Source organism: Pseudomonas sp. B3(2017) (assembly GCF_002113595.1).
Taxonomy (GTDB): domain Bacteria; phylum Pseudomonadota; class Gammaproteobacteria; order Pseudomonadales; family Pseudomonadaceae; genus Aquipseudomonas; species Aquipseudomonas ekonensis.
In genome coordinates, this window is sequence record NZ_NEIU01000011.1 from 20,099 (window position 1) to 46,656 (window position 26,558).

At 65.5% G+C, this 26,558-nt stretch carries 21 protein-coding genes; 19 read left to right on the plus strand and 2 right to left on the minus strand.

Annotation, left to right across the window (positions count from 1 at the left end; translation table 11 throughout):
* Positions 1–374 precede the first annotated feature (374 nt).
* The 4 genes from CAG33_RS17070 (at position 375) to CAG33_RS17085 (ending at position 5,087) form a co-directional block, all read left to right on the plus strand.
* The gene (locus tag CAG33_RS17070; protein WP_085583003.1) at positions 375–1,463 is read left to right on the plus strand and encodes a polyamine ABC transporter substrate-binding protein; all 1,089 of its coding nucleotides are present in this window, start codon (positions 375–377) and stop codon (positions 1,461–1,463) included.
* Positions 1,460–2,761 carry an FAD-binding oxidoreductase gene (locus tag CAG33_RS17075; protein ID WP_085639569.1) on the plus strand — a complete coding sequence of 434 codons (1,302 nt, stop codon included), beginning with the start codon at positions 1,460–1,462 and terminating at the stop codon, positions 2,759–2,761. The genes CAG33_RS17070 and CAG33_RS17075 overlap by 4 nt, the downstream gene beginning before the upstream one ends.
* 105 nt (positions 2,762–2,866) lie before the next feature.
* A complete protein-coding gene (locus tag CAG33_RS17080) occupies positions 2,867–4,522 on the plus strand; it encodes an intermembrane transport protein PqiB (RefSeq protein WP_085632549.1) in 1,656 nt (551 codons plus the stop codon).
* Positions 4,523–4,538: 16 nt separating this feature from the next.
* A complete protein-coding gene (locus CAG33_RS17085; RefSeq protein ID WP_085583009.1) occupies positions 4,539–5,087 on the plus strand; it encodes a membrane integrity-associated transporter subunit PqiC in 549 nt (182 codons plus the stop codon).
* Here the strand turns inward: CAG33_RS17085 and CAG33_RS17090 are convergent.
* A complete protein-coding gene (locus CAG33_RS17090; RefSeq protein WP_085639572.1) occupies positions 5,045–6,358 on the minus strand; it encodes a HAMP domain-containing sensor histidine kinase in 1,314 nt (437 codons plus the stop codon). The two genes, CAG33_RS17085 and CAG33_RS17090, sit on opposite strands and share 43 nt — an antisense overlap.
* A 397-nt stretch (positions 6,359–6,755) precedes the next feature.
* Here CAG33_RS17090 and CAG33_RS17095 point away from each other — a divergent pair, with 397 nt between their 5' ends.
* The 6 genes from CAG33_RS17095 to CAG33_RS17120 all read left to right on the plus strand — a co-directional run bounded on the left by CAG33_RS17095 (position 6,756) and on the right by CAG33_RS17120 (position 14,762).
* Positions 6,756–7,367, plus strand: a complete 612-nt coding sequence (locus CAG33_RS17095) for a histidine phosphatase family protein (protein ID WP_085639575.1) — start codon at positions 6,756–6,758, stop codon at positions 7,365–7,367.
* Between the two features lie 279 nt (positions 7,368–7,646).
* Positions 7,647–9,368 carry a lipid IV(A) 4-amino-4-deoxy-L-arabinosyltransferase gene (arnT, locus tag CAG33_RS17100; RefSeq protein ID WP_085639578.1) on the plus strand — a complete coding sequence of 574 codons (1,722 nt, stop codon included), beginning with the start codon at positions 7,647–7,649 and terminating at the stop codon, positions 9,366–9,368.
* Positions 9,365–10,888, plus strand: a complete 1,524-nt coding sequence (locus tag CAG33_RS17105; protein ID WP_085639581.1) for a glycosyltransferase family 39 protein — start codon at positions 9,365–9,367, stop codon at positions 10,886–10,888. The genes arnT (CAG33_RS17100) and CAG33_RS17105 overlap by 4 nt, the downstream gene beginning before the upstream one ends.
* A gap of 209 nt (positions 10,889–11,097) precedes the next feature.
* Positions 11,098–12,111 carry an iron ABC transporter substrate-binding protein gene (locus CAG33_RS17110; protein ID WP_085639584.1) on the plus strand — a complete coding sequence of 338 codons (1,014 nt, stop codon included), beginning with the start codon at positions 11,098–11,100 and terminating at the stop codon, positions 12,109–12,111.
* Positions 12,112–12,114: 3 nt separating this feature from the next.
* A complete protein-coding gene (locus tag CAG33_RS17115; protein WP_085583287.1) occupies positions 12,115–13,710 on the plus strand; it encodes an iron ABC transporter permease in 1,596 nt (531 codons plus the stop codon).
* The gene (locus CAG33_RS17120) at positions 13,707–14,762 is read left to right on the plus strand and encodes an ABC transporter ATP-binding protein (RefSeq protein WP_085632538.1); all 1,056 of its coding nucleotides are present in this window, start codon (positions 13,707–13,709) and stop codon (positions 14,760–14,762) included. Before CAG33_RS17115 ends, CAG33_RS17120 begins: the two co-directional genes overlap by 4 nt.
* Positions 14,763–14,779: 17 nt before the next feature.
* On the opposite strand, the gene xerC is transcribed toward CAG33_RS17120, so the two are convergent.
* Positions 14,780–15,670: a tyrosine recombinase XerC gene (gene xerC / locus CAG33_RS17125; RefSeq protein ID WP_085583023.1), complete on the minus strand. Its 891-nt coding sequence runs from the start codon at positions 15,668–15,670 to the stop codon at positions 14,780–14,782.
* 429 nt (positions 15,671–16,099) lie between these two features.
* Between xerC and arnB the strand changes: the two genes are divergently transcribed.
* The 9 genes from arnB to CAG33_RS17170 are packed head-to-tail and all read left to right on the plus strand — an operon-like array spanning position 16,100 to position 26,531.
* Entirely contained in the window at positions 16,100–17,248 is a 1,149-nt protein-coding gene (arnB, locus tag CAG33_RS17130; protein WP_085583025.1) for a UDP-4-amino-4-deoxy-L-arabinose aminotransferase, read from the plus strand.
* Entirely contained in the window at positions 17,245–18,279 is a 1,035-nt protein-coding gene (arnC, locus tag CAG33_RS17135; RefSeq protein WP_085583027.1) for an undecaprenyl-phosphate 4-deoxy-4-formamido-L-arabinose transferase, read from the plus strand. Before arnB ends, arnC begins: the two co-directional genes overlap by 4 nt.
* On the plus strand, positions 18,276–20,282 hold the full coding sequence (arnA, locus tag CAG33_RS17140) for a bifunctional UDP-4-amino-4-deoxy-L-arabinose formyltransferase/UDP-glucuronic acid oxidase ArnA (protein ID WP_085583029.1): 2,007 nt from the start codon (positions 18,276–18,278) through the stop codon (positions 20,280–20,282). Before arnC ends, arnA begins: the two co-directional genes overlap by 4 nt.
* A complete protein-coding gene (arnD, locus tag CAG33_RS17145) occupies positions 20,282–21,166 on the plus strand; it encodes a 4-deoxy-4-formamido-L-arabinose-phosphoundecaprenol deformylase (protein ID WP_085639587.1) in 885 nt (294 codons plus the stop codon). Before arnA ends, arnD begins: the two co-directional genes overlap by 1 nt.
* Positions 21,163–22,812 (plus strand): lipid IV(A) 4-amino-4-deoxy-L-arabinosyltransferase, encoded by a 1,650-nt coding sequence (gene arnT, locus CAG33_RS17150; protein ID WP_085639590.1) that lies wholly within the window; start codon positions 21,163–21,165, stop codon positions 22,810–22,812. Before arnD ends, arnT (CAG33_RS17150) begins: the two co-directional genes overlap by 4 nt.
* Positions 22,809–23,153: a 4-amino-4-deoxy-L-arabinose-phosphoundecaprenol flippase subunit ArnE gene (arnE, locus tag CAG33_RS17155; protein WP_085583035.1), complete on the plus strand. Its 345-nt coding sequence runs from the start codon at positions 22,809–22,811 to the stop codon at positions 23,151–23,153. The genes arnT (CAG33_RS17150) and arnE overlap by 4 nt, the downstream gene beginning before the upstream one ends.
* Complete coding sequence (arnF, locus tag CAG33_RS17160) at positions 23,150–23,563, plus strand: 4-amino-4-deoxy-L-arabinose-phosphoundecaprenol flippase subunit ArnF (protein ID WP_085583037.1); 414 nt, start codon at positions 23,150–23,152, stop codon at positions 23,561–23,563. Before arnE ends, arnF begins: the two co-directional genes overlap by 4 nt.
* A complete protein-coding gene (locus tag CAG33_RS17165; protein ID WP_085583039.1) occupies positions 23,560–24,939 on the plus strand; it encodes a UDP-glucose/GDP-mannose dehydrogenase family protein in 1,380 nt (459 codons plus the stop codon). The genes arnF and CAG33_RS17165 overlap by 4 nt, the downstream gene beginning before the upstream one ends.
* Positions 24,936–26,531, plus strand: coding sequence for a glycosyltransferase family 39 protein (locus CAG33_RS17170; protein ID WP_139833044.1), 1,596 nt, complete (start codon positions 24,936–24,938; stop codon positions 26,529–26,531). Before CAG33_RS17165 ends, CAG33_RS17170 begins: the two co-directional genes overlap by 4 nt.
* Positions 26,532–26,558 lie beyond the last annotated feature (27 nt).

Here is a 26,558-nt window from a genome sequence, read left to right on the forward strand (position 1 = left end):
CCTGTAGGAGCGAGCCTGCTCGCGAGAGGCCGGCACAGCCAACATCTTCGCCGGCTGACAGACCGCTATCGCTAGCAAGCTAGCTCCCACAGGAAACACAGCAACCCGAAACACCGCATTCCCCTGTGGGAGCGGGATAGGGCCGACACAGCCAACATCGTCGTCGGCTGACAGACCGCCATCGCCAGCAAGCTAGCCCCCACAGAAAACGCAGCAACCCGAAACACCGCATTCCCCTGTGGGAGCGGGCTTGCCCGCGATAGGGCCGGCACAGCCAACATCGTCGTCGGCTGACAGACCGCCATCGCCAGCAAGCTAGCTCCCACAGGAAACGCAGCAACCCAAAAATTCCAACAATGCCAAGAGGTGTCGCCATGCGTCCGTTGAAATCCATGATCCCCGCCGCCCTCGCGCTGCTGTGCAGCGCCGGGGCCCAGGCTCAACCCCAGGTCAGCGTATACAACTGGACCGACTACATCGGCGAGACCACCCTCGCCGACTTCCAGGCCGGCAGCGGGATCAAGGTGATCTACGACGTCTTCGACTCCAACGAAACCCTGGAAGGCAAACTGCTCGCCGGCCGCACCGGCTATGACGTGGTGGTGCCCTCCAACCACTTCCTGGCCCGCCAGGTGAAGGCCGGCGCGTTCCTCAAGCTCGACCGCTCGCAATTGCCGAACTGGAAGAACCTCGACCCCAAACTGCTCGCCCTGCTGGAGAAGAACGACGCCGGCAACGAACACTCCGTGCCTTACCTGTGGGGCACCAACGGCATCGGCTACAACGTCGACAAGGTCAAGCAGGTGCTGGGCGTCGACCACATCGACTCCTGGGCCGTGCTGTTCGAACCGGAGAACCTGAAGAAACTCACCCAGTGCGGCGTGTCGATGATGGACTCGGCCGACGAAGTCTTCCCGGCCGTCCTCAACTACATGGGCCTGGATCCGCGCAGCGAAAGCCCGGACGACTACAAGAAGGCCGAAGAGAAGCTGCTGAGCATCCGCCCCTACATCACCTACTTCCACTCCTCCAAATACGTGTCGGACCTGGCCAACGGCGACATCTGCGTGGCCTTCGGCTATTCCGGCGACGTGTTCCAGGCCGCCAACCGCGCCAAGGAAGCCAAGAACGGCGTGAACATCGCCTACGCGATCCCCAAGGAAGGCGCCAACCTGTGGTTCGACCTGCTGGCGATCCCCGCCGACGCCAGCAACCCGAAAGAGGCCCACGCCTTCATCAATTACCTGCTCGACCCGCAAGTGATCGCCAAGGTCAGCGCCTCGGTCGGATACGCCAACCCCAACCCTGCGGCCAAACCGTACATGGACGCCGAGCTGGTCAATAACCCCGAGGTCTACCCGCCCCAGGCGGTGCTCGACAAGCTCTACATCTCCTCTACCCCGCCCCAGTCGATCATGCGTCTGATGACCCGGTCCTGGAGCAAAGTGAAGTCGAACAAATGAATCAGTACACCCAGGAACACACCCGCTCCTACTACGCCGCTTCCGCCCGCGCGGCCACGCCCTACCCGGTGCTGGACAGCGACCTGAGCGCCGACGTCTGCGTGATCGGCGGCGGCTTCACCGGCGTCAACACCGCCATCGAACTGGCGCAGCGCGGCCTCTCGGTGGTGCTGCTGGAGGGCCGGCGGATCGGCTGGGGCGCCAGCGGGCGCAACGGCGGGCAATTGATCCGCGGCATCGGCCATGACGTCGAAAGCTTCGCCCGCCATGTCGGCAGCGACGGCGTGCGCTACCTGCAACAGGCCGGGATCGACTCGGTGGAGCTGGTGCGCCGGCGCATCGCCGAGCACGGCATCGACTGCGACCTGCGCTGGGGCTTCTGCGAGCTGGCCAACACCGCCGCGCAGTTCGAGGCGTTCAAGGCCGAACAGGACAGCCTGGCGAAGTCCGGCTATGCCCATGAGACGCGGTTGGTGGCGCCGGAACAGATCCGCCGGCAGGTGGTGAATGCCGGCGTCTACCAGGGCGGCCTGATCGACATGGGCTCGGGTCACCTGCACCCGCTGGATCTGGTGCAGGGCGAAGCCCGGGTGGCCGCTGCGCTGGGGGTGCGGATCTTCGAGCAGAGCCAGGTGCAGGAGATCACCCACGGCGACACCGTACAGGTGCGCTGCACCCACGGCACCGTGCGTGCCGGCAGCCTGGTGCTGGGCTGCAACGCGCACCTGGACGAACTTGAACAGAAACTCAGCGGCAAGGTGCTGCCCGCCGGCAGCTACATCATCGCCACCGAGCCCCTGTCGCCGGAGCGCGCCGCCGAACTGATCCCGCAGAACCTGGCGCTGTGCGACCAGAAAGTCGGCCTCGACTATTACCGTCTCTCGGCGGACCGCCGCCTGCTGTTCGGTGGTGCCTGTCACTATTCCGGGCGGGATCCGGCGGACATTGCCGCGTACATGCGGCCGAAGATGCTCAAAGTGTTCCCGCAACTGGCGGACGTGCGCATCGATTACCAGTGGGGCGGCAAGATCGGCATCACCGCCAACCGCTTCCCGCAGGTGGGCCGTCTCCGGCAGCACCCGAACGTGTTCTACGCCCAGGGCTATTCCGGCCACGGCCTGAACGTCACCCACTGGTGCGCCAAACTGCTCGGCGAGGCGATCCACGCCGGCCACAGCCAAGGCATGGACGTGTTCAGCGACGTGCCGCACATGACCTTCCCCGGCGGCCCGGCCCTGCGCTCGCCGCTGCTGGCGTTGGGCATGTTCTGGTACCGCCTGCGGGAAATCCTCGGCTGACGGCGGCGCCGGCCCGCATTTGCTCTCTCGCAAAGCACTTCTATATTGAGGAAGTGCTTTTGCGTTCCTGACGCTCATTGCCGAACACACCCCCGGAGGTCATGGATGGAGACGTCAGCCGCGAGCCCGCCGCCCGCACCCGGTCCCGCCCCGGTCAAGACTCGGCGCTTCAACGTGTCGCTGGTGTGGATCGTGCCGATCGTCGCGGTGCTGGTGGGCATTTCGCTGGTGGTGCACAACCTGATGCAGGAAGGCCCGACCATCACCGTCTCGTTCAAGACCGGCAGCGGCCTGACCGCCAACAAGACCGAGGTCAAATACCGCAACGTGGTGATCGGCCACGTGACCGACGTCGAGCTGAGCAACGACCAGAAAAGCGTCAACGCCACCCTCAAGCTGTCCAAGCAGGCCGAGACCTTCACCCGCAAGGACTCGCAGTTCTGGGTGGTGCGCCCGCGCATCGGCGCCGGCGGAGTGTCGGGCATCGACACGTTGCTCTCCGGCGACTACATCGGCGCCGACATCGGTCAGTCCGACAGCCGCGCCAAGCGCTTCACCGGGCTTGAGAACCCGCCGCCGATCACCTACGGCGAACCGGGCAAGCGCTTCAACCTGCACACCCAGGACCTGGGCTCCCTGGACATCGGCTCGCCGGTCTACTACCGCAAGATCCCGGTGGGCCAGGTCGTCGCCTACGCGCTGGACGCCGACGGCAAAGGCGTGACCGTCGAAGTGTTCATCCATGCGCCCAACGATGCCTACGTCACCGAGAACACCCGTTTCTGGAACGCCAGCGGCCTGGACGTGAACGTCGGCGCCAACGGTTTCGCGGTCAAGACCGAATCGCTGTCCACCCTGCTGGTCGGCGGCGTCGCTTTCCGCGCACCGGAGTACAGCCCCAACGACGTGGCGGCCGAAGAACTCAAGACCTTCGACCTGTTCGACGACCAGCAGACCGCCCTCGCCCCGCCCAACGGCAAGCCGCAGTACCTGAGCCTGCGGTTCGACCAGGCGCTGCGCGGGCTCAAGGTCGATGCACCGGTGGAATTCCTCGGCATGGAAGTGGGCCGGGTGGTGAGCGTGAACCTGGATTTCGACGAGAAGAAACGCAGCTTCCCGGTCAACGTCGGCATCGTGATCTACCCGCAGCGCCTGGGCCAGGCCCACATCAAGATGCTCAAGGTGCTCAAGCACAATCCCGAAGACGAAGCCGCCGCCGTGCGGCTGATCGGCACCTTCGTCGAGAACGGCCTGCGTGCCCAGGCCCGCAGCGGCAACCTGCTCACCGGCCAGTTGTACATCGCCCTGGACTTCTATCCGAAGGCCGAAAAGGTCGCGTTCGACCCAACCCTGCGCCCCGTCATGATCCCGACCCTCCCCGGCAGCCTCGAACAGCTGCAGGAAAAGCTTGAAGCCGTGATCGACAAGCTCAACAAGCTGCCGGTGGAACGGATCGCCGGCAACCTGGACAGCAACCTGGTGGAACTGCGCAAAGGCCTGACCCAGTTCAACGCCAAGACCTTGCCAGGCGTGCAGAACACCCTGTCCGACGTGAGCAAGACCTTGCAGTCGGCCAACTCGACCCTGGCCGAAGACTCGCCGCAGCGCGAACAGCTGACCCGCACGCTGGATGAACTCGGCCGCATGTCGCGTTCGCTGCGCGAACTCTCGGATTACCTGGGCCGGCACCCGGAATCCTTGATCCGCGGACGTCCCGACAACGCCGCGCCGCTGGACCTGAAAGGCCCGCCGCGCAACTGAGCACAGGAGCTGTCCCATGGCCTCACCGCTGAAAACCGCCGTGCTCGCCGCATGCCTGCTGCTCGGCGCCTGCCGCAGCGACCCGATCAGCTTCCATACCCTGACCCCGGCGCAACCGGCCGCCGGCCGCGCCGGCCCGGACATCGCCCTGGAAGGCATCAGCGTGCCGCCGCAGGTGGATCGGCCGCAGATCGTCATCCGCCAGGGCAACAGCGGCCTGGCGATCCTGGAGACCGAATGGTGGGCGGCGAGCCTGGCCGATGAATTGCGTAGCACCCTGACGGATCAGTTGGGCAATGCCGGCAGCCCGCGCAAGGCGTCGGTGCTGATCGAGGTGCAGCGCTTCGATTCGGTGCCCGGCCAGTACGGGCTGATCGACGTCAAATGGCAGCTGCGGGCAGCGGGCGGCGACGGTGCGCGGCTGGCCTGCCGTTCGACCTTGCGCACGCCGTCCGGGCCTTCGATCGACGAGTTGGTGAGCGCCCAGCAAAACAACGTCAAACGCCTGGCCGCGCTGATCATTCAGGCCGCGGGCGGCAATCGCGGTTGCCCGACGGCCTCCTGAGCCGGCGGGGTCAGTTCCACCGCGAAACGGCAACCGTTGGGCTCACGGGTGGTGAGTTCCACCGTCCAGCGCTGCCGGGTGCAGATCCGCTGCACGAGCGACAGCCCCAGACCGAGCCCTTCGCCACGACGCTCGTCGCCGCGCACGAACGGCTGGAACATCGCCGGGCGCTGCTCCTCGGGGATGCCGATGCCGCTGTCCTCCACCACAAAACCGCTTTGCGTCAGCGTGAGGCGCACGTAGCCCTTATCCGTGTAGTGCCAGGCATTGCGCAGCAGGTTGCCCATCACCGATTGCAGAAACGTCAGGTTGTAGCTCTGCGAATGGGTCGGGTTCGGGTCGTAGAAGAATTCGAGGCCCTTTTCCCGGATCAACCGGCCCCAGATTTCCGCCTGGGCGTCCGCCACCTGCCTGAGCGTGGCGCAGATGTCGTTGCCGGTGTCGTCCTGGGCACGGGCCAGCATCAGGAAAGTATCCACCAGTTGGCGCATCTCATGGCTGGCCCTGGCGATGCGGTTCACTTGCGCCGAGGAGCGCGGGTCAAGCGACGGGTTGGCGAGCAGCAGTTCGCAGGAGCCGGACAGCACCATCAGCGGCGTGCGCAGTTCGTGGCTGACGTCGGCGGTGAACAGCTTTTCCCGGCTCAGGGTCTCGCGCAGGCGCCCCAGCGTCTGGTCGAACGAGAGCGCCAGTTCGCCCACTTCATCCGCCGCGTAGTCCGGGTGCAGCGGCGGCGCCAGCTCCAGCAACTGATCGCGGTGCCGCACCTGACGCGCCAGGCGGATCACCGGCGCCATCACCCTGCGCGCCAGCAGGCGCCCGAGCACCAGCGCCAGCAGCACGCTGAGGAGAAACCCGACGGTCACCACGACGAACAGCAGGTGCTCGCGCTTTTCCAGGCTTTCCTGGTCGCGCAGCAGCACGTACTTGCGCCCGCCGACCAGCTCCACCATGGCAAAGAACGCATCGTCGCCGAACGTCACCTCCTGAAAGCCCGGCGGCAATGCCGCCAGCGTCGGGGTGAGCGCCAACGGCCCTGGTCCCCCCTCGAAGTAAAACAGTTCATCTTTTTCCGGGCGATGGTTCCACCGGCTGATGTCATCCATCGACAACAACCGGCGTAATCCGCCGCTCAGGGCAGTGCTCGTCAGCTTGTGCTCCACCACATGGACGGTGGCCACGATGCCCACGGCAAACACGCCCGCGACGACGGCGCTCATCAGAGCAAACACGATGACGATGCGCTTGCTCAGGCTTTGCTTGAGATCCATTCGGTTCGGTGACTCCAGGGCTTCAGCAGGCGCGTTCCGGGCTGCACGGCATGGGGGCGACACACCGTCGCCCCTGTTGAAGTCGAAAAAATACAACTTCAGCCCAGCCGTCAATATTTGTAAGCCTCTAACCCAAACAAAATTCGGATTTGAGTTTATTTATCAATTACCGGATTAGTTGCGGATCTACGGCTCTGGCATTTTTTTCACATGTTCTTCACCGCGCCCCAACGAGCAGCTGCGTAGTGTTCAGCTACCGTTCATGTTTCCCGCGATCAAAGTTGATTAAATAGTTGGCACTCCCCGTGCCTGACTTATTCAGAAAGTTCTAAGGGGTCGAGCCTTGGGAGAGTCCGTGCAATTCATTTCCGCCAATAAGAAAGGGCGCTTGAAACATATGCGCATACTGGTGCTATTGGCCTGGCTCCTGCCGCTGGCCGCGCTGGTCAGCGGGTTTGTCTGGTGGCCGCGCACGCCGACCTATCTGGGCAATGCGGGGCCTGCCGAAACCAGCCGGTTGGTCACGGCCTGGAAGGCTGGCGAAGTGGTTGCGCTGGTGCGCCATACCGAACGCTGCGACCGCTCCGAGAACCTTTGCCTGGGGCCGGCCGACGGCATCACGCAGGTGGGCAGCGCGGCGGCGACCGCCGTGGGGCAAGGCTTCACGCACCTGGGCATGGACCGGGCCCAGGTGCTGAGCAGCCCGATGACACGCACCGCGCAGACCGCACACTTCATGTTCGGCCACGACGCCGCCACCCAGGAATGGCTGGCCACTTGCGGCCCCACGCTGCGCAATGACGTGGTGGCGCACAAGGTTGCGCAACATAACCTGGTGCTGGTGACCCACAGCGGCTGCATCAGCGATTTCGAGAAGCAGACCGGGTTCCCCCACGCGGCCACCGCAGAATATGGCAGCGCACTGTTCGTACGCATCGGCGGCAAGGGGCAGCTTGAAGTACTGGGCATCGTCAACGCCGACACTTGGCCGCAACTTTCCCTGAAGTAAGGCCACAACGGAAACAGTGACGTTATTTATCAGCTTAACCACAGCGCTTTCATTGTTTTGTAAAGAAAGATGTATTACGGGCCGCCAAACTGGACATCCGTCCCATTTAGGCTTGTCTTAACCGCGAGCGCGCCCGCCTGGAGGTTGGGACGCACTCTGAATACAGGAAACATCCGTAGCCCGATCACGCGCCTGCATTCATTCAACCCGATGGCCCACCGACACAGGAACATGTCGGGGACCGTTGAACCCTGCACTCCGCCCTACCAAGGCTTTGTCATGACGTCCCAAAACAATCCGCTGCGCCACGCTGCCCGCCCTATCCCCCTGAACCGCCCCGACGCCTCCTTCGAACGCTGGGCCATCCTCGGCCTGATCCTGGCGTTCGCCGTGTTCTACCTGCTGCCGTTGATGAACCACGGCCTGTGGATCCCGGACGAGACCCGCTACGGCCAGATCAGCCAGGAAATGCTCCAGAGCGGCAACTGGGTCGCTCCGCACTTCATGGGCATCCGCTACTTCGAGAAGCCCGCCGGCGGCTACTGGCTGATCGCTATCGGTCAGGCGATCTTCGGCGAGAACCTGTTCGGCGTGCGCATCGCCTCGGCCCTGAGCACCGGAGTCAGCGTCTGGCTGGCCTACCTGCTGGCCCGCCGCCTGTGGAACTCGCCGCGCATCAGCGCCGCCTGCGCCCTGCTCTACATGAGTTTCGGCCTGATCGCCGGCCAAGCCGGGTACGCCAACCTCGACCCGCAGTTCACCCTGTGGGTCAACCTGAGCCTGGTGGCGGTGTGGTTCGCCCTCGACAGCCGGACGCCAAGGGGCCGATTGGGCGGCTGGGCACTGTTGGGGCTGGCCTGCGGCATGGGCTTCCTGACCAAGGGGTTCCTGGCGTTGATGCTGCCGGTGCTGATCGTGCTGCCTTACATGGTCTGGCAGCGCCGCTTCGGCGAACTGCTGCGCTACGGCCCGTTGGCCGTGCTGGTGGCGGCGCTGGTCAGCCTGCCGTGGGTGATTGCTGTCCATTATCGGGAACCGGACTTCTGGCGTTTCTTCTTCTGGCACGAGCACATCCGCCGTTTCGCCGCCGGCGACGCGGCGCAGCATGCCCGCCCGTGGTGGTTCTACCTGCCGCTGCTGTTCGCCTCCACCCTGCCATGGGCGGTGCTGCTGCCGTCGACGCTGATGCGCACCTGGCGGGAACGGCGCGAACCGAAAACCGCGTTCCTCGCCCTGTGGTTCCTCCTGCCGCTGGCCTTCTTCAGCCTCAGCAGCGGCAAGCTGCCGACCTACATCATGCCGTGCCTGCTGCCGCTGGCCCTGCTGATGGGGCACACCGTGGTGACCTGGCTGGACAACCGCAGCAGCCGCGTACTGCGCCTGAACGGCATCATCAACACCGTGCTGGCCAGCGTGGCGCTGGTGGCCCTGCTCTACCTGCAGAGCAAGCGCGAACTCTACGAAAACACCGAGATGTTCAGCCTGTCGCTGGCCTACATCGTGCTGATCGGCTGGATCATCGCCAATGCCCTGCAAACCCTGCGGCCGTTGACGCTGTGGGCGACGCCGGCGCTGGGTATCGGCCTGCTGGTGGCGCTGCTGCCGGCGGCGATGCCGGCGCGGATCGTCGACAGCAAGATGCCCGACCAATTCATCGCCGAGCACCAGCAGGCGCTGGGCGAAACCGCTTCGCTGTTGAGCAACGACCTGGGCGCGGCCTCGGCCCTGTCATGGCGGCTGAACCGCCCGCAGGTGGATCTGTTCAACACCGTGGGCGAACTGAAGTACGGTCTCGATGACCCGGCGATGGCCAACCGCAAGGTCAGCCTCGACAGCGTCGGCCAGTGGATGACCGATGCACGCAAGAAAGGCTCGGTGGGTGTGGTGATGCGCGTCAACAGCACCCAGGAAGAGGAAGAAGTCGAACTGCTGCCGGTGGACGGCCAGCACTTCCGGCGCGGCAACCTGCACATCTTCATCTTTCCCCAGAGCCAGCCATGACCGTAAGCAATGACCGTCGCGCCCTGTGGCTGCTGCTGGGCGCCACCGCCCTGATGCTGATGCTGGGCCTGGGCGGCCGCGAACTCTGGGGCGCCGAAACCCGCTGGGCCAACATAGCATTGCAGATGCTGCAAAGCGGCGACTACTTCGACCCGTACCTCAAGGGCGGCGCCTATTACGACAAGCCGCTGCTCTCCTACTGGCTGATCACCGCCAGCAGCTGGCTGACCGGCGGCCTGGGGCATTGGTCGCTGCGACTGTCGTCGGTGGTGGCGGCGTGGCTCAGCGTGTGGCTGGTCTACCTGCTGGGCGAACGCCTGTTCCGCAAGGGCACCGGGCTGATCGCCGGGTGGATGCTGGCGACCACGTTCTACTTCGTGTTCTGGGCCCGGGTCGCCACCGCCGACATCCTCACCGTGTGCGGTGTGCTGGCGGCGGTCTGGTGGTACTGGCGCGGGCCGGACGACACCCGTTTCTCGCGCTACGTGGTGTTTTGCCTGCTGCTGGCCCTGACCTCACTGTTCAAGGGGCTGATCGGCTTCATCCTGCCGGGGCTGGTGCTGCTGCCGCACCTGCTGGAGGACGGCCGCTGGAAACGTCACCTCAACCTGCGCCTGGGCGCGGCGCTGCTGGTGGCCGGGGCGTTCTACATGACGCCGTTCCTGCTCTCGCACCTGTACGGCGCGCCGAACTACGGCGAAAGCGGCCTGGGCCTGGTGCTGCGGGAAAACGTGGTGCGCTTCTTCCAGCCGTTCGACAACATCGGGCCGATCTGGACCTATCTGGTCTACCTGCCGGTCTACACCCTGCCGTGGGCGCCGTGCTGGATCATTGCGCTGTGGGTGGCGGCGCGTCATTGGCGGCACATCGAGCCGGACACCCGCCGGCTGATCCAGGGCCTGGGCCTGTTGCTGCTGTTCTTCACCGCCAGCGGCAGCCGGCGCAGCTACTACGTACTGCCACTGGTGCCGTTCGCGCAGTTGCTCGGCGCCTGGTGGATCACCCGTCGCATGGCGGCGCATGAAGCCCAAGGGCGGTTCGGCGGCAATCGGCTCAAGGCCGGGTTCGCCGCCGCCACGGTGCTGACGCTCGGCGTGCTGGGCGTCCTCTACCCGTGGACCAACAGTGGCGGCGGCGTGATCCGCTTCGGCGAAACCGTACGCCAGCAAGCCAGCCTGCAAGCACCGCTCAAGCAGTGGGAGATGGTGATGGTCGAGGTGGACAACAAAGTGCCGATGTACCTGCAGACCGGCGGCGCCCCCTTCTACTACGTGCAGGAAACCCAGGACTTCCCTCGCGCCGGCGACACCGCCGCGCTGATGGCCTGGCTGGAACGCACCAGCGGCCGCCACTGGGATCCGCAGCGCACGATCATCGTCGCGCAGTACCGCCCCGGCGACCCGGTGCCCCTGGATTACCTGGGCGCGGACCACCAGGTCGTCACCACCACTCCCACCCGCGGCGAACAGGTGTTCCATGTCCGCCAGGACCAGAGCGTGGCCTACATCCCCCGCAACTGACCGACAGCGCTTCTGTGTGACGCACGGCAACCCTGCAAAGGCCGAGTGACTGCTAACCTGAATGGCAATGACATGTATTAACGGTTTGTTTGACGTTTTTTTCTCATTTGCCTCTCTACATTGCCAGCCATCCGACATTTGCAACTCATTCGCATTGCTAGGCACGCGACGGGTTGCCGATCACGTCTCACCACAGGAGCTGTCCCGTCATGCGTCCACGCGTCCCGTCCTTCCTGAAACTCGCTGCGCTCACTGCCGCACTGTTGGGTGCCGGCCATGCCGTTGCCGCTGACTCGGTCGGCATCGTGGTGTACAACGCCCAGCACGAAACCCTGACCAAGGCCTGGGTCGCGGGCTTCACCGAAGAGACCGGCATCCCGGTGACCCTACGCAACGGCGACGACACCGAGATGGGCAACCAACTGGTGCAGGAAGGCAAGGCCTCTCCGGCGGACGTGTTCCTCACCGAGAACTCCCCGGCCATGGTGCTGGTGGACAACGCCAAGCTGTTCGCGCCTGTGGCCCCGGCCACGCTGGAGCAAGTGGACGCCGCCTACCGCCCGGCCCATGGCCAGTGGGTCGGCATCGCGGCCCGCTCCACCGTGTTCGTCTACAACCCGGCCAAACTGGCGGAAAAGGACTTGCCCAAATCCCTGATGGACCTGGCGGATCCGGCCTGGAAAGGCCGCTGGGCCGCCTCACCGGCCGGCGCGGACTTTCAGGCCATCGTCGCCGCCGTCCTGCAGCAGAAAGGCGAAGCCGCCACGCTGGATTGGCTCAAGGCCATGAAAACCAACGCCACCGCCTACCGCGGCAACAGCGCGGTGCTCAAGGCCGTGAACGCCGGTCAGATCGACAGCGGCGTCATCTACCACTATTACAGCTTCGTCGATCAGTCCAAGACCGGCGAGAACAGCAAGAACACCGCCCTGCACTACTTCCGGCATCAGGATCCGGGCGCCTTCGTGAGCATTTCCGGCGGCGGCGTGCTGGCGTCCAGCAAACACCAGGAGGAAGCCCAGAAATTCCTCGAGTACATCACCGGCAAACAGGGCCAGGAGGTGCTGCGCACCGGCAAGTCGTTTGAGTACGCCGTGGGCAAGGACGCCGGTTCCAACCCCAAACTGGTGCCGTTGAAGGATCTGGGCGCGCCGAAAGTCGATGCGTCGAAGCTCGACAGCAAGAAAGCCGTCGAACTGATGACCCAGGCCGGACTGTTGTAATTGATGCATGAATCTCTGCCGGCGGGAGTCGCTGCGGCGCCTTCCGTCAACCTGTCGCGTCAGTCCCGGGCCTTCAATGGGCGCGGGAGCTCGTGGGTGGTCGTGCTGGCCGTGGCGGTGTCGCTGTTGTCGCTGCTGCCGATCGGGTTTGTGATCGGCGTGTCGTGGTACACCGGCTGGGCGACCATCGAAGCGCTGGTGTTCCGCCCGCGCGTGGCCGAGCTTCTGGTCAACACCGTGCTGCTGGTGCTGATCACCTTGCCCGTGTGCATCGTGCTCGGTACGGCGCTGGCCTGGCTCACCGAGCGCACGGACCTGCCGGGCCGGCGGATCTGGTCGCTGCTGGCGGTCGCGCCGCTGGCGGTGCCGGCCTTCGTGCACAGTTACGCCTGGGTCAGCCTGGTGCCGTCGATCCACGGGTTGCCGGCCGGTGTGCTGGTGTCCGTGATCGCCTATTTCCCGTTCCTCTATTTGCCGATCGCCGCGACGCTGCGGCGCCTGGATCCGGCCATCGAGGACGTGGCCGAGTCCCTGGGCCTGAAGCCCCGGGCGGTGTTCTTCCGGGTGGTGCTGCCGCAACTGCGCCTGGCCATCTGCGGCGGCGCGCTACTGGTGGGCCTGCATCTGCTGGCCGAATACGGCCTGTACGCGATGATCCGCTTCGACACGTTCACCACGGCGATCTTCGACCAGTTCAAGTCCACCTTCAACGGCCCGGCCGCCAACATGCTGGCCGGGGTGTTGGCGCTGTGCTGCCTGGCGATGCTCACCGCCGAGTCCGCCGCCCGGGGCCAGGCTCGTTATGCGCGGGTCGGCTCCGGCAGCGCCCGCGAGCAGCGCACCGTGCGCCTGCGCCCGGCCACGGCCGCCTTGGGCCTGATCCTGCAAACGGTGACGTGCCTGCTGGCCCTGGGCGTGCCGCTGCTCACGCTCGGCCGCTGGCTGATCGCCGGCGGCGCCGAGGTCTGGCAAGGCGACGAGCTGCTGCCGGCCCTGCTCCAGACCCTGTCGTTCGGCGTCACCGGCGCGCTGCTGACCAGCCTCGCGGCGATCCCCATCGCCTGGCTGTCGATCCGTGCCCCCGGCAAGCTGCAGCGCCTGCTCGAAGGCTGCAACTACATCACCAGCGCATTGCCGGGGATCGTCGTGGCCCTGGCCCTGGTCACCGTGACGATCCATTTCGCCCGGCCGATCTACCAGACCACCCTCACCGTGCTGCTGGCGTACCTGCTGATGTTCCTGCCCCGGGCGCTGGTCAGCCTGCGCGCCGGTTTCGCCCAGGCGCCGGTGGAGCTGGAGAACATCGCCCAGAGCCTGGGGCGTTCGCCGCTGCGGGCCTTGTGGCTGATCACCCTGCGCCTGGCGGCGCCCGGTGCGGCGGCGGGCGCGGCGCTGGTGTTCCTGGCGATCACCAACGAACTCACCGCCACCTTGCTGCTCGCGCCCAACGGCACGCGCACCCTGGCCACCGGTTTCTGGGCCATGACCAGCGAAATCGACTACGCCGCCGCTGCGCCCTACGCGCTGCTGATGGTGATCCTGTCGCTGCCGCTGACGGCCATCCTCTACCACCAATCCAGGCGCAGTGCCGGCCGATGAACGCTCTCGAACTCAAATCCCTTTGCAAGACCTTCGGCGCACAGACGGCGCTGGACGACGTCAGCCTGTCGGTGCCCGCCGGCAGCCGCACGGTGATCGTCGGCCCGTCCGGCTCGGGCAAGACCACGTTGCTGCGCATGATCGCCGGTTTCGAATTCCCCGACGCCGGCAGCCTCACGCTCAACGGCCAGACGCTGGTGGACAGCACCCATGCCGTGCCCGCCTACCAGCGCCAGATCGGCTATGTGCCGCAGGACGGCGCGCTGTTCCCGCACATGACAGTGGCCGCCAACATCGGCTTCGGCCTGGCGGAGACCGGCACCGCCCGTTCCGAACGGATCGCCGAACTGATGGACAGCGTCGCGCTCGACGCGGGCATGGCCACGCGCTGGCCCCATGAGCTGTCCGGCGGCCAGCAGCAGCGGGTGTCGCTGGCCCGGGCGCTGGCCCAGCAACCGCGGCTGATGCTACTGGACGAACCGTTTTCCGCCCTCGACACCGGCCTGCGCGGCGCCATGCGCAAGATGGTCGCGCGCCTGTTGGAAGCGACCGGCGTGACCACCATCCTGGTCACCCACGATCAGAGCGAGGCGCTGTCGTTCGCCGATCAGTTGGCGGTCATGCGCGGCGGACGTCTGGTGCAGTCCGGTCACCCGATGGATCTTTACCGCTACCCGGACGACGAGCAGACCGCCCGTTTTCTCGGCGAAGCGGTGGTGATGCCCGCGCGGATCGAGGCCGGTTGGGCCGATTGCGACCTGGGCCGGGTGCCGGTCAACAGCAACGGCTTCTGCGGCGATGCGCAGATCATGCTGCGCCCCGAACAGCTGCTGCTGTCTGACACGGTCGATGCGCAGGGCTGCAACGCCGTGGTCACCGAGCGGGACTTCGGCGGCAACACCTGCACCCTGACCGTGGAGCTGCGCCCGCCGGCGGCCATGGACAGCGGGCGCTCATTGCTGGTGCGCAGCACGGGCATGCACGCGCCGTCGGCCGGCAGCGCCGTGCAACTGTCGGTGCTGGGGGCGGCCCACGTCTTCGACGCGCAGTGACCGGAGGTCGAGCGTGATCAGAGGTCGAAGCGGTCCACGGCCCGCCGTCGCTCGTTGTCGTCGCGCACGTCGTAGTTGGCGGTGGTCTGGATGTTGCTGTGGTGGGCCAGCTTCTGCGCGATCGACAGGTCGTGCTCCTCGATCACCCGGGTGATGAACGAGCGGCGGAAATCGTGGGGCATGATCTTCACCCCGACCTGGGTGCCGCGCTGGCGGGCGATGTAGTAGATCGCGTGCTTGGTGATGCGCTCGCGGGTGATGTGGCTGCCGCGTCGGATGCGGTTGAACAGGAACGCATCGTCGCGCTCGCCTTCCTTGAGCTGCGAACGGCGCAGTTCGAGCCAGGCGTCGAGCTTGGCGAATGCCCAGGCCGGCGCGTACTTGATCAGTTGCTTGTTGCCCTTGCCGGTGACGCACAGGCTGCGCTCGCCGAAGTCCACCTGGTGCAGGTCCAGGTCCACCGACTCCGACTTGCGCATGCCGGTGCCGTACAGCAAGGCGATGATCGCCGCGTCGCGCAGCCCCTGCGGACGCGGGTCGGCGGCGCAGACTTCCATCAGTTCGTGGATCAGGGTGCGTTTCAGATTGCGCCCCTGGGACAGCCGTGTGCCGGCGATGCCTTTGACCGAACGCATCTTCAACAGATGTTCGTGACTGATCAGGCTCATGCGCCAGGCTTCGTTCATGACGCCGCGAACGGCATTCACATACAGCGAAGAAGTGTTCGGCGCGTAGTTGTCGGCGCGCAATGCGGCGACCAGCGCAACAACATCTTCCGGTTGCAGCGCGTGCCAGGGAATGTCTTCGACATTCACGTCTTCAAATCCCAGGCGGTCGGCGGCGTCTTGCAGCACATAACGCATGGTGAGTTGGCTGGAGGGCGCCAGACGCGCCAGATACAGGGACATCGGGCTGGTTGCGGAGTCTTTCGAAGGTGCAGCGGGTAAGTCGATCAAACGATAGGCCTTGAATAAAAACGGTTCAGTACTGCAACTAACAACTGCAATGAGAATGATCTAAAGAGCGTTTTTCCGTAGGACTTTTCCGCAAAAAAACGCGATAAACGGCAGAAGCCTGAACACTGGCTGTATGACTTTCAGATAAACGATTCGCCGACCGGTTTTTCATATTCCTTTCACAAAATCGAGCATAACCTTAAGTTCGATTGATCCTCAGCCGGCACCAACCAACCTGCCGGGCAACGCCTGAAAAGTCAACCAAACCCCGACGTCATGTTGTTTTAGCAACTCCTTGATGCGAAGACTTTTTTTGCGTCTACGCTGGGATTGGATCCAACAGGAAACAGATCAGTCATTTTTATTCGCAGCGAGGTGCTCATGAGTCAGGCGTTTCTCCCCTTCTCCCGCCCGAGTATCGGCGAGGAGGAAATAGCAGCCGTCGAACAGGTCCTGCGTTCAGGCTGGATCACCACCGGCCCGAAGAACCAGGCACTCGAAGAGCAATTCGCGCAATACGTCGGCTGCCGCCACGCGGTGGCGCTGTCGTCGGCCACCGGCGGCATGCACATCACCCTGCTGGCCCTGGGCATCGGCCCCGGCGATGAAGTGATCACGCCGTCGCAGACCTGGGTCTCCACCGCCAACATGATCTCGCTGCTCGGCGCCACGCCGGTGTTCGTCGATGTCGACCGCGACACCCTGATGACCGACGCCGCCCGCATCGAAGCCGCCATCACCCCGCGCACCAAAGCCATCATTCCGGTGCACTACGCCGGCGCCGCGTTCGACCTGGATCCGCTCTACGCCCTGGCCGACAAGCACGGCATCGCGGTGATCGAAGACGCCGCCCACGCCGCCGGCACCCGCTACAAGGGCCGCCACGTCGGTTCCACCGGCACCGCGATCTTCTCGTTCCATGCGATCAAGAACATGACCTGCGCCGAAGGCGCGATGTTCGTCACCGACGACGAAGCCCTGGCCAACCGCGTGCGCATGCTCAAGTTCCACGGCCTGGGCGTGGATGCCTACGACCGCCTCACCCACGGCCGCAAGCCTCAGGCCCAGGTGATGGAACCGGGCTTCAAGTACAACCTGGCCGACATCAACGCCGCCATCGCCCTGGTGCAGCTGGAGCGCCTGGACGCGATCAACGCCCGCCGCACCGAACTCGCCACCCAGTACCTGCAGCGCCTCGAAGGCCTGCCGGTGCAGCCGCTGTCGCTGCCGACCTACGCGCAGCAGCACGCCTGGCACCTGTTCATCCTGCGCATCGACAGCGAACGCTGCGGCCTGGACCGCGAGGCCTTCATGAAAGGCCTGCAGGACCTGGGCATCGGCACCGGCATCCATTTCATCGCCACCCACCTGCACACCTGGTACCGCCAGCGTGACCCCGATCTGTACCTGCCCCACACCGAATGGAACTCGGCGCGGCTGTGCTCGATTCCGTTGTTCCCCGACATGACCGGCCAGGATCTTGACCGCGTCGTCGGGGCCATTGAACACGTACTGGAAAAACGCCCGTGAGACCTTACCCAATCCATTGTGTGTCGATCGTCATCCCGGTCTACAACGAAGAGGAAAGCCTGCCGGAGCTGCTGCGCCGCACCGCCGCCGCTTGCGCCCAGCTCAAGCACGAATACGAAATCGTGCTGGTGGACGACGGCAGCCGCGACCGCTCCGCGCAATTGCTCGAAGACGCGGCCCAGGCCCCGGACAGCCCGTTCGTGGCGGTGATCCTCAACCGCAACTACGGCCAGCACGCGGCGATCATGGCCGGTTTCGAGCAGTGCAAGGGCGACGTGGTCATCACCCTCGACGCCGACCTGCAGAACCCGCCGGAAGAGATCCCGCGGCTGGTGGCCGAAGCCGAGCGCGGCTACGACGTGGTCGGCACCGTGCGCAACAACCGCCAGGACTCGGCCCTGCGCCGCTGGCCGTCGAAGCTGATCAACCTCGCCGTGCAACGCTCCACCGGCGTGGCCATGAGCGACTACGGCTGCATGCTGCGCGCCTACCGCCGCACGATCATCGACGCGATGCTGGCCTGCCGCGAGCGCAGCACGTTCATTCCGATCCTGGCCAACAGCTTCGCCCGCCACACCACTGAGATCGTCGTGGCCCACGCCGAGCGTGAGCACGGCGACTCGAAGTACAGCCCGATGCGCCTGATCAACCTGATGTTCGACTTGATCACCTGCATGACCACCACACCGTTGCGCCTGCTGAGCATCGTCGGCTTCACGATGGCGGGCCTGGGCCTGCTGTTCGCCTTCGCGCTGATCGTGCTGCGCCTGGCGCTCGGCGCCGGCTGGGGTGGCGACGGCCTGTTCGTGCTGTTCGCGGTCTTGTTCGTGTTCACCGGCGGCCAGTTCATCGGCATGGGGCTTCTGGGTGAATACCTGGGCCGCATGTACAGCGACGTGCGCGCCCGCCCGCGTTTCTTCATCGAGAAGGTGCTGCGCAGCCACCCGGCCGCGCCGGCGCCTGCCGTCACCGTCGACGGTCTCTCCACTGCCCAACATCAAAACTCCACTTCTGATCAGGTTTTCCAATGAGCGCAAAAACTGTTGTCTTCGCCTATCACGATATCGGCTGCGCCGGCATTCAAGCCCTGCTCGACAGTGGTTTCGACATCGCGGCGGTGTTCACCCACGCCGACGATCCGAAGGAAAACGCCTTCTACGCGTCGGTCGCGCAGCTGTGCGCCGACAAAGGCATCCCGGTGCACGCGCCGGAAGACGCCAACCACCCGCTGTGGGTCGAGCGCATCGCCAAGCTCAACCCCGAGTACATCTTCTCGTTCTACTACCGCAACCTGCTGAGCGAGGCCTTGCTGGCCACCGCTTCCAAGGGCGCCTACAACCTGCACGGCTCGCTGCTGCCGCGCTACCGCGGCCGGGCACCGGCCAACTGGGTGCTGGTCAACGGCGAGACCGAGACCGGCGTCACCCTGCACCGCATGGTCAAGCGCGCCGATGCCGGTGCCATCGTCGCCCAGCAACGGGTGGCCATCGAGCGCAGCGACACCGGCCTGAGCCTGCACGCCAAGCTGCGCACCGCCGCCGGCGACCTGCTGCGCGACACCTTGCCGGCGCTGCTGCAAGGCAAAGTCACCGAAACCCCGCAGGACGAGTCCAAGGCCACCGTGTTCGGCCGTCGCACCCCGGCGGACGGCAAGCTGCTGTGGAACAAGCCGGCCGAAGAACTGTTCAACCTCGTGCGCGCCGTCACCCGGCCGTATCCGGGCGCGTTCTGCGCCGTGGGCGAGCACAAGCTGATCGTGTGGAGCGCCGACGTCGTCCAGGGCAACGAAGGCCAGGCCCCGGGCCGGGTGATCAGCACCGATCCGCTGCGCATCGCCTGCGGCCAGGACTCGCTGGTGATCAACGCCGGCCAGCGCAACGACAACGGCCTGTACCTGCGCGGCCCGCAACTGGCCGACGAACTGGGCCTGGTGGACGGCTCGCTGCTGCGCGGCGCCGAGTCCGGCCGCGGCCCGCGCCGCACCCGTGTGCTGATCCTCGGCGTCAACGGCTTCATCGGCAACCACTTGTCCGAGCGCCTGCTGCGTGACGACCGCTACGAAGTCTATGGCCTGGACATCGGTTCCGACGCCATCGAACGCCTGCGCAGCCATCCGCACTTCCACTTCGTCGAAGGCGACATCAGCATTCACTCCGAGTGGATCGAGTACCACATCAAGAAGTGCGACGTGGTGCTGCCGCTGGTGGCCATCGCCACGCCGATCGAATACACCCGCAACCCGCTGCGCGTGTTCGAACTCGACTTCGAGGAAAACCTGCGGCTGGTGCGCTTCTGCGTCAAGTACAACAAGCGCGTGATCTTCCCGTCGACCTCGGAGGTCTACGGCATGTGCCAGGACCCGAACTTCGACGAAGACAGCTCCAACCTGGTGGTCGGACCGATCAACAAGCAGCGCTGGATCTACTCGGTGTCCAAGCAGCTGCTGGATCGTGTGATCTGGGCCTACGGCCAGAAAGGCCTGAACTTCACCCTGTTCCGTCCGTTCAACTGGATGGGCCCGCGCCTGGACCGCCTGGACTCGGCCCGCATCGGCAGTTCCCGCGCCATCACCCAGCTGATCCTCAACCTGGTGGAAGGCACGCCGATCCGCCTGTTCGACGGCGGCGAGCAGAAACGCTGCTTCACCGACATTGCCGACGGCGTCGAGGCCCTGGCGCGGATCATCGACAACGACAACGACGTCTGCAACGGCCAGATCATCAACATCGGCAACCCGGACAACGAAGCCAGCATCCGTCAGTTGGGCGAAGAGCTGCTGCGCCAGTTCGAAGCCCACCCGCTGCGCCACAACTTCCCGCCGTTCGCCGGTTTCCGCGACGTGGAAAGCAAGGCGTTCTACGGCGGCGGCTACCAGGACGTGTCGCACCGCAAGCCGAGCATCGCCAACGCCAAGCGCCTGCTGGACTGGGCGCCGACCGTGGAGATGCGCGAGACCATCGGCAACACCCTGGACTTCTTCCTGCGCGAGGCGATGCTCGAAATCGCCCAGCGCCCTAAAGAAGAAGCGCGCTGATGCAGGCAGGCTTGCGTATTGATGTCGATACCTTCCGCGGCACCCGTGAAGGCGTGCCGCGCCTGCTGGACATCCTCGACGAGGCGCAGGTCAAGGCGACGTTCTTCTTCAGTGTCGGCCCGGACAACATGGGCCGGCACCTGTGGCGCCTGATCCGCCCGCAGTTCCTGTGGAAGATGCTGCGCTCCAACGCCGCCGGCCTGTACGGCTGGGACATCCTGCTGGCCGGCACCGCCTGGCCGGGCAAGCCGATCGGCCGCGAGCTCGGGCACCTGATGCGCCGGGCCCGCGATGCCGGCCACGAAATCGGCCTGCACGCCTGGGACCACCACGGCTGGCAGGCCAATGCCGGGCGCTGGAGCGACGCGCAGCTGATCGAACAGATCCGCCGCGGCGTGGACACCCTCGGCGACATCGTCGGCGAAAAGATCCAGTGCTCCGCCGCTGCGGGTTGGCGGGCGGACGAGCGGGTGATCGAAGCCAAGCAGGCCTTCGGCTTTCGCTACAACAGCGATTGCCGCGGGCAGCAGGTGTTCCGGCCACTGCTCGCCGACGGCTCGGCAGGCACCCCGCAGATTCCGGTGGATCTGCCGACCTTCGACGAAGTGGTGGGCCCGACCGTGGCGGCCAAGGACTTCAACGCTTTCATCCTCGACCGGTTCCGCGACCGGCAACTCAACGTCTACACCATTCATGCCGAGGTGGAAGGGATTCTGATGGCACCTGATTTTCGACAATTGCTGGCCGATGCGCGCCGGCGCGACATCGCGTTCCGACCGCTGGGCGACCTGTTGCCCGAGTTCTTGAACACACTGCCCCTGGGCCGTGTGCAACGGGGTGCCCTGGAAGGCCGCGAAGGCTGGCTGGGAGTGCAAGGGGCATGAGCAAGCGCTGGGCGTTGCCGCTGTTGCTGTTGCTCTTTCTGCTGGCCTACCTGCTGCCGCTGGGCAGCCATGGCTTGTGGATCCCCGACGAGACCCGTTACGCGCAGATCAGCCAGGACATGCTGCTGAGCGGCAACTGGGTGTCGCCGCACTTCATGGGGCTGCGCTATTTCGAGAAGCCGATCGCCGGCTACTGGATGATCGCCCTGGGGCAGGAGCTGTTCGGGCAGAACCTGTTCGGCGTGCGTTTCGCCTCGGCCCTGAGCACGGGCCTGAGCGTGTTGCTGTGCTTTTTGGTGGCCCGGCGGCTGTGGAACGATCCGCGCAAGAGTTTCGCCTGCGCCCTGCTCTACATGAGCTTCACCGTCGTGGCCGGCCAGGCCGGGTACGCCAACCTCGATCCGCAATTCACATTCTGGGTCAACCTGAGCCTGGTGGCCTTGTGGTTCGCCCTCGACAGCCGCACCACCGGCCAACGCCTGGCGGGCTGGTCGGTGCTGGGCCTGGCCTGCGGCATGGGGTTCATGACCAAGGGCTTTCTGGCCTGGGCGCTGCCGGTGCTGATCGCCTTGCCGTGGATGCTCTGGCAGAAACGCTGGCGTGAGCTGCTGGTCTTCGGGCCGGTGGCCGTCGTGGTGGCGATCGCTGTGAGCCTGCCGTGGGTGTTGGCCGTGCATGCCCAAGAGCCGGACTACTGGCGGTTCTTCTTCTGGCACGAGCACATCCGCCGTTTCGCCGGCGATGACGCCCAGCACGACGCGCCTTGGTGGTTCTACATTCCGTTGCTGCTGGCGTTCAGCCTGCCGTGGGCCGGGCTGTGGCCGACGGCGGTGCGTCAGACGTGGCAGACCCGTCGCGAGCCGGCCATCGCGTTCCTCGGCCTGTGGCTGGTGATGCCGCTGCTGTTCTTCAGCCTGAGCAACGGCAAGCTGCCGACCTACATCCTGCCGTGCCTGCTGCCGCTGGCCCTGTTGCTGGGCCATGTGCTGGCCGAGCGGCTGCGCCTGGAGCAAGGCCGGGCCCTGGGGTTCAACGGGCTGCTGAACATGGCGCTGGGGATCGTCACCCTCATCGCCCTGGTGTACGTGCAGCTGAAAAAGCCGCTGTACGACCACGAGCTGCACAGCCTGGTGCTGGTGTTCATCGGCCTGACCGGCTGGATCATCAGCAACCTGCTGCAGGCGTTCCGTCCGTTGCAGTGCTGGGCGGCCCCGGCGTTCGGCAGTCTGCTGTTCATCGCGCTGCTGCCGGCGGCGCTGCCCAAGTCGGTGGTGGCCAACAAGACTCCGGACCAGTTCATCCTGCATCACCAGGACGAACTGGCCGGCACCACCCACCTGCTGAGCAACGACCTCGGTGCGGCCTCGGCGCTGGCCTGGCGCCTGCAGCGCCCGAACGTGGCGTTGTACAACACCGTAGGCGAACTGAAATATGGCTTGGCCTATCCTGAGGGCATCGAGCGGCGGATCGACTCTTTCCGGGTCGAACAGTGGATGCGCGAAGCCCGCCGAACCGGTTCGGTCGGCGTGGTGATGCGCGTCAAGGGGCAGGATGAACTGGACGAAATCGATCGTCTTCCCAAGGACGGCGTCCGCTACGAACAGGGCAACCTGGTGATCATGATCCTGCCGAAGGTGGCGTCATGAGCCTGTTGCTGCTGTTGACCGCGTGCCTGCTGACCTGCCTGGGCCAGGTGGCGCAGAAATACGCCGTGGAGAGCTGGCGCGGCGTCGACTCGTCCTGGGTCGACAAGCTGCGCTCGCCCTGGCTGTGGCTGGCGCTGTTCGCCCTGGGTTCCGGCCTACTGGTGTGGCTGCTGGTGTTGCAGCGCATGGATGTGGGCATCGCCTACCCGATGCTCAGCCTCAACTTCGTCTTCATCACTCTGATCGCCCGCTTCGTGTTCCGTGAGCCCATCGACCGCCGCCACTGGTTCGGCGTGTTGCTGGTGATCGGCGGCGTGGCGCTGCTGGGGCAACAGTCATGAGCCAGAAACGCGGAATCGCCTTCGCCCTGGGCAGTGTGGCGCTGGCCAGCGGCGCGCAACTGGGCATGCGCTGGAGCATGGTGCGCCTGCCGCAGCCCCAGCAATGGCTGGAGGCGCTTGGCGCCGGCGGCATCGACCTGACCGCGCTGGCGTTGGTGGCCGCCGCGATCCTGGCCTACGCCCTGTCGATGCTCTGCTGGCTCGCCGCCCTGCGCGACGTGCCGCTGGGGCGGGCGTACTCGCTGCTCAGCGTCAGCTACGCATTGGTTTACCTGCTGGCGGCCAGCCTGCCGCTGTTCAACGAATCCTTCAGCGTTACCAAATCCCTGGGCGTGGCCTTGGTCATGCTCGGCGTCATCACCATCAACACTCGTCCGGCATGTGCGCCTGAATTGAGGAGTACCCCATGAAAATCACAGTATTCGGTAGCGGTTACGTCGGTCTGGTGCAGGCGGCCGTGCTGGCCGAGGTCGGCCACGACGTGGTGTGCATGGACATCGACGAGAAGAAAGTCGAACTGTTGCGCCAAGGCCACGTGAGCATCTTCGAACCGGGGCTGGCCAGCCTGGTGCGCGAGGGCCTGGACGGCCAGCGGCTGCAATTCACCAGCGACGAAAAACTCGCGGTGCAGCACGGCCAGGTGGCGTTCATCGCCGTCGGCACGCCCTCTCAGGAGGACGGCTCGGCCGACCTGCGCTACGTGCTGTCGGTGGGCGACGCGGTGGCCCGCCACCGTGAGAAGCCGCTGATCCTGGTGGAGAAATCCACCGTGCCGGTGGGCACCGGCGACACCCTGCGCACGCACATCGAAAAAGCCTTGGTCAAGGCCGGCAAGCTGCTGCAGTTCGATATCGTGTCCAACCCCGAATTCCTCAAGGAAGGCTCGGCGGTCAGCGATTGCCGCCGCCCGGACCGGATCGTCATCGGCTGCGAACGCGAAGAGGTGCGCGATGTGATGCGCGACCTGTACTCGCCGTTCAACCGCAACCACGATCGCATCATGTTCATGGACCTGCGCAGCGCCGAACTGACCAAGTACGCCGCCAACTGCATGCTGGCGACCAAGATCAGCTTCATCAACCAGATCGCCGAACTGGCCGAACACCTGGGGGCCGACATCGAGTCGGTGCGTCAGGGCATCGGCGCCGACACCCGCATCGGCTACCACTTCATCTACCCCGGCTGCGGCTACGGCGGCTCGTGCTTCCCCAAAGACATGCGCGCCCTGATCCACAGCGCCGAGGAAGCCCACTGCTCCAGCGACCTGCTGCAAGCGGTGGAAGCCATCAACCAGCGGCAGAAGCACAAGCTGTTCGAACGCATCAACGCGTTCTACAAGGGTGAACTGCGCGGCAAGACCTTCGCCCTCTGGGGCCTGGCGTTCAAGCCCAACACCGACGACATGCGCGACGCGCCGAGCCGGGTGCTGCTCGAATCGCTGTGGGCCGCCGGCGCCAACGTGCGGGCGTTCGACCCCGAAGCGATGCAGGAAACCCAGCACCTGTACCCGGACGAGTCGAAGCTGATGCTGATGGGCACCCCCGAATCGGTGCTGGCCGGTTCCGACGCGCTGATCATCTGCACCGAATGGCAGCAGTTCAAGGCGCCGGACTTCGACCTGATCAAGCAGCGCCTCAAGGATCCGGTGATCTTCGACGGCCGCAACCTGTACGACGCCGAACGCCTGGCCCGCAACGGCTTCCATTACTTCCCGATGGGCCGGGGGGAATCGCGCACGCTGCCGATTCCGCTGCAGCAGTGGCCTCACACCTCGGACGTCGCTTGACCGCGCTGTCGCCTGCCGTCCGCCGGCAGTCCCTGGTTGCGGGGCTGCTGGCGTTGCTGCTGTTCATCGCCGGGGTGTACGGGCAGGCCCCCATCGGTTTCGATTCGCGGTTCGTGCTGTTCGCCCAGGAGATGCTGCGCCACGGGCCGACGGTGTTCCCCACCACTTACGGCGAGCCGTATGCCGACTACTCGGCGCTGTCGACGCTGTTCGTCTGGCTGCTGTCCCTGCCCTTCGGCGCGGTCAACAGCCTGACGGCGTGGTTGCCCAGCGCCGTGGCGGGCGCGGTGACCGTGACCTTGATGTACCGGCTGCTGGCGGTGCATTCGGTTCGCTGGGCGCTGACCGCCGTCGCCCTGCTGATGCTGACCGTCACCTTCGTCACCGAAGTGCGGGCGGTGTCCCAGGACCTGATGCTTGCGGCGGTGGCGCTGGCGGTGTTTTACCTCGGCTACGCCCATGACCATTTCGGCGCCGGCCGGCGCTGGCCGCTGGTCTTTGCGTTGCTGCTGCTCGGTTTCGGCATCCGCGGGCCCATCGGCCTGGTGGTGCCGACCGGCATGCTGTGCAGCTATTACTTGCTCGAACGCCAATGGGTGCGGTTGCTGCTGTTCGGCGTGCTGGCCTCGGTGCTGCTGGCGGCGTGCGTCGGCCTGTTGCTGTGGCTGGCCAAGGTCAGCGGCGGCGAGGCGTTCGTCCAGGACGTGATCCGCATGCAGTTCATGGGGCGCATGGACGGCAGCGAAGGCGTCAGCGGCTCGCTCTACTACTTCACCAGTTCGCTGGGCAACTACGCGCTGGCCTATCCGCTTGCGTTGCTGGCTCTGGCGGCAGCGTGGCTGAGCAAGCCCCGCCAACGCGGGCCGGCCCTGCGTTTGGTGCAGTACTGCGCGGCGGCGGGTTTGATCGTGATGGTCGGCCTGTCGATCCCGCAGGCGAAGAAGGCCCGTTACCTGCTGCCGATGCTGCCGATGGCGGCGATCATTGCGGCGTATCCGTTCCAGGTCGCCCATGGCCGGGTGTTCGCCTGGCTGCGCGGGGTGATTCAAGGCCTGTGGCTGGTGACGCCGGGGTTGCTGATGGTGGCTTTGCTGGTTGCCCGGAAGAGATTTCCGGAGCATCTGACGGGGTTGCTTCCGGTGCTGATCGTGTTGGGCGTCCTGCAACTGGCGGCGTTGTCGCGGCTGTGGCGACCGCGCTGGCGGGCCGAGACGCTGGCCTTCAGCGCGGTGCTGGCGTTGTGGGCGGTGTATGCGCTGGTGTTCGAACCGGTGGAGCGTCAGCTCTACGACACCCGCACCTTCAGCCGGGCCGTGCTCGCCCAGGTGGAGCAGAACCCTGCGCCGCTGGTGCTGCAAGGCATGGGCAAGGACGCCAAGGCGATCAAGTTCATGGTCAACGTCGAGAAGGACCTGCAACCGCAGTTCAGCGATTCCCTCCAGGCGCTGGAAACCCTCAAGGGACCGGCCTGGCTGATGATGGACCGCAGCGACTACCAGACCTTGAAAGGCACGCCGTTGGGTGACGCGCCGCCGGTGCTGAGCGGCCGTTTCGACAAAAACGACTATGTGCTGCTGTGGCTGAAGCCGTAACCTGCGGGTTTTCCCTGCGACTGGAGC

Excerpts from the sequence above, each read along its gene's own strand:
- CAG33_RS17070 (WP_085583003.1), top strand. The coding sequence starts at position 375 with ATGCGTCCGTTGAAATCCATGATCCCCGCCGCCCTCGCGCTGCTGTGC.
- CAG33_RS17075 (WP_085639569.1), top strand. The coding sequence starts at position 1,460 with ATGAATCAGTACACCCAGGAACACACCCGCTCCTACTACGCCGCTTCC.
- CAG33_RS17080 (WP_085632549.1), top strand. The coding sequence starts at position 2,867 with ATGGAGACGTCAGCCGCGAGCCCGCCGCCCGCACCCGGTCCCGCCCCG.
- CAG33_RS17085 (WP_085583009.1), top strand. The coding sequence starts at position 4,539 with ATGGCCTCACCGCTGAAAACCGCCGTGCTCGCCGCATGCCTGCTGCTC.
- CAG33_RS17090 (WP_085639572.1), bottom strand. The coding sequence starts at position 6,358 with ATGGATCTCAAGCAAAGCCTGAGCAAGCGCATCGTCATCGTGTTTGCT.
- CAG33_RS17095 (WP_085639575.1), top strand. The coding sequence starts at position 6,756 with ATGCGCATACTGGTGCTATTGGCCTGGCTCCTGCCGCTGGCCGCGCTG.
- arnT (WP_085639578.1), top strand. The coding sequence starts at position 7,647 with ATGACGTCCCAAAACAATCCGCTGCGCCACGCTGCCCGCCCTATCCCC.
- CAG33_RS17105 (WP_085639581.1), top strand. The coding sequence starts at position 9,365 with ATGACCGTAAGCAATGACCGTCGCGCCCTGTGGCTGCTGCTGGGCGCC.
- CAG33_RS17110 (WP_085639584.1), top strand. The coding sequence starts at position 11,098 with ATGCGTCCACGCGTCCCGTCCTTCCTGAAACTCGCTGCGCTCACTGCC.
- CAG33_RS17115 (WP_085583287.1), top strand. The coding sequence starts at position 12,115 with ATGCATGAATCTCTGCCGGCGGGAGTCGCTGCGGCGCCTTCCGTCAAC.
- CAG33_RS17120 (WP_085632538.1), top strand. The coding sequence starts at position 13,707 with ATGAACGCTCTCGAACTCAAATCCCTTTGCAAGACCTTCGGCGCACAG.
- xerC (WP_085583023.1), bottom strand. The coding sequence starts at position 15,670 with ATGTCCCTGTATCTGGCGCGTCTGGCGCCCTCCAGCCAACTCACCATG.
- arnB (WP_085583025.1), top strand. The coding sequence starts at position 16,100 with ATGAGTCAGGCGTTTCTCCCCTTCTCCCGCCCGAGTATCGGCGAGGAG.
- arnA (WP_085583029.1), top strand. The coding sequence starts at position 18,276 with ATGAGCGCAAAAACTGTTGTCTTCGCCTATCACGATATCGGCTGCGCC.
- arnD (WP_085639587.1), top strand. The coding sequence starts at position 20,282 with ATGCAGGCAGGCTTGCGTATTGATGTCGATACCTTCCGCGGCACCCGT.
- arnT (WP_085639590.1), top strand. The coding sequence starts at position 21,163 with ATGAGCAAGCGCTGGGCGTTGCCGCTGTTGCTGTTGCTCTTTCTGCTG.
- arnE (WP_085583035.1), top strand. The coding sequence starts at position 22,809 with ATGAGCCTGTTGCTGCTGTTGACCGCGTGCCTGCTGACCTGCCTGGGC.
- arnF (WP_085583037.1), top strand. The coding sequence starts at position 23,150 with ATGAGCCAGAAACGCGGAATCGCCTTCGCCCTGGGCAGTGTGGCGCTG.
- CAG33_RS17165 (WP_085583039.1), top strand. The coding sequence starts at position 23,560 with ATGAAAATCACAGTATTCGGTAGCGGTTACGTCGGTCTGGTGCAGGCG.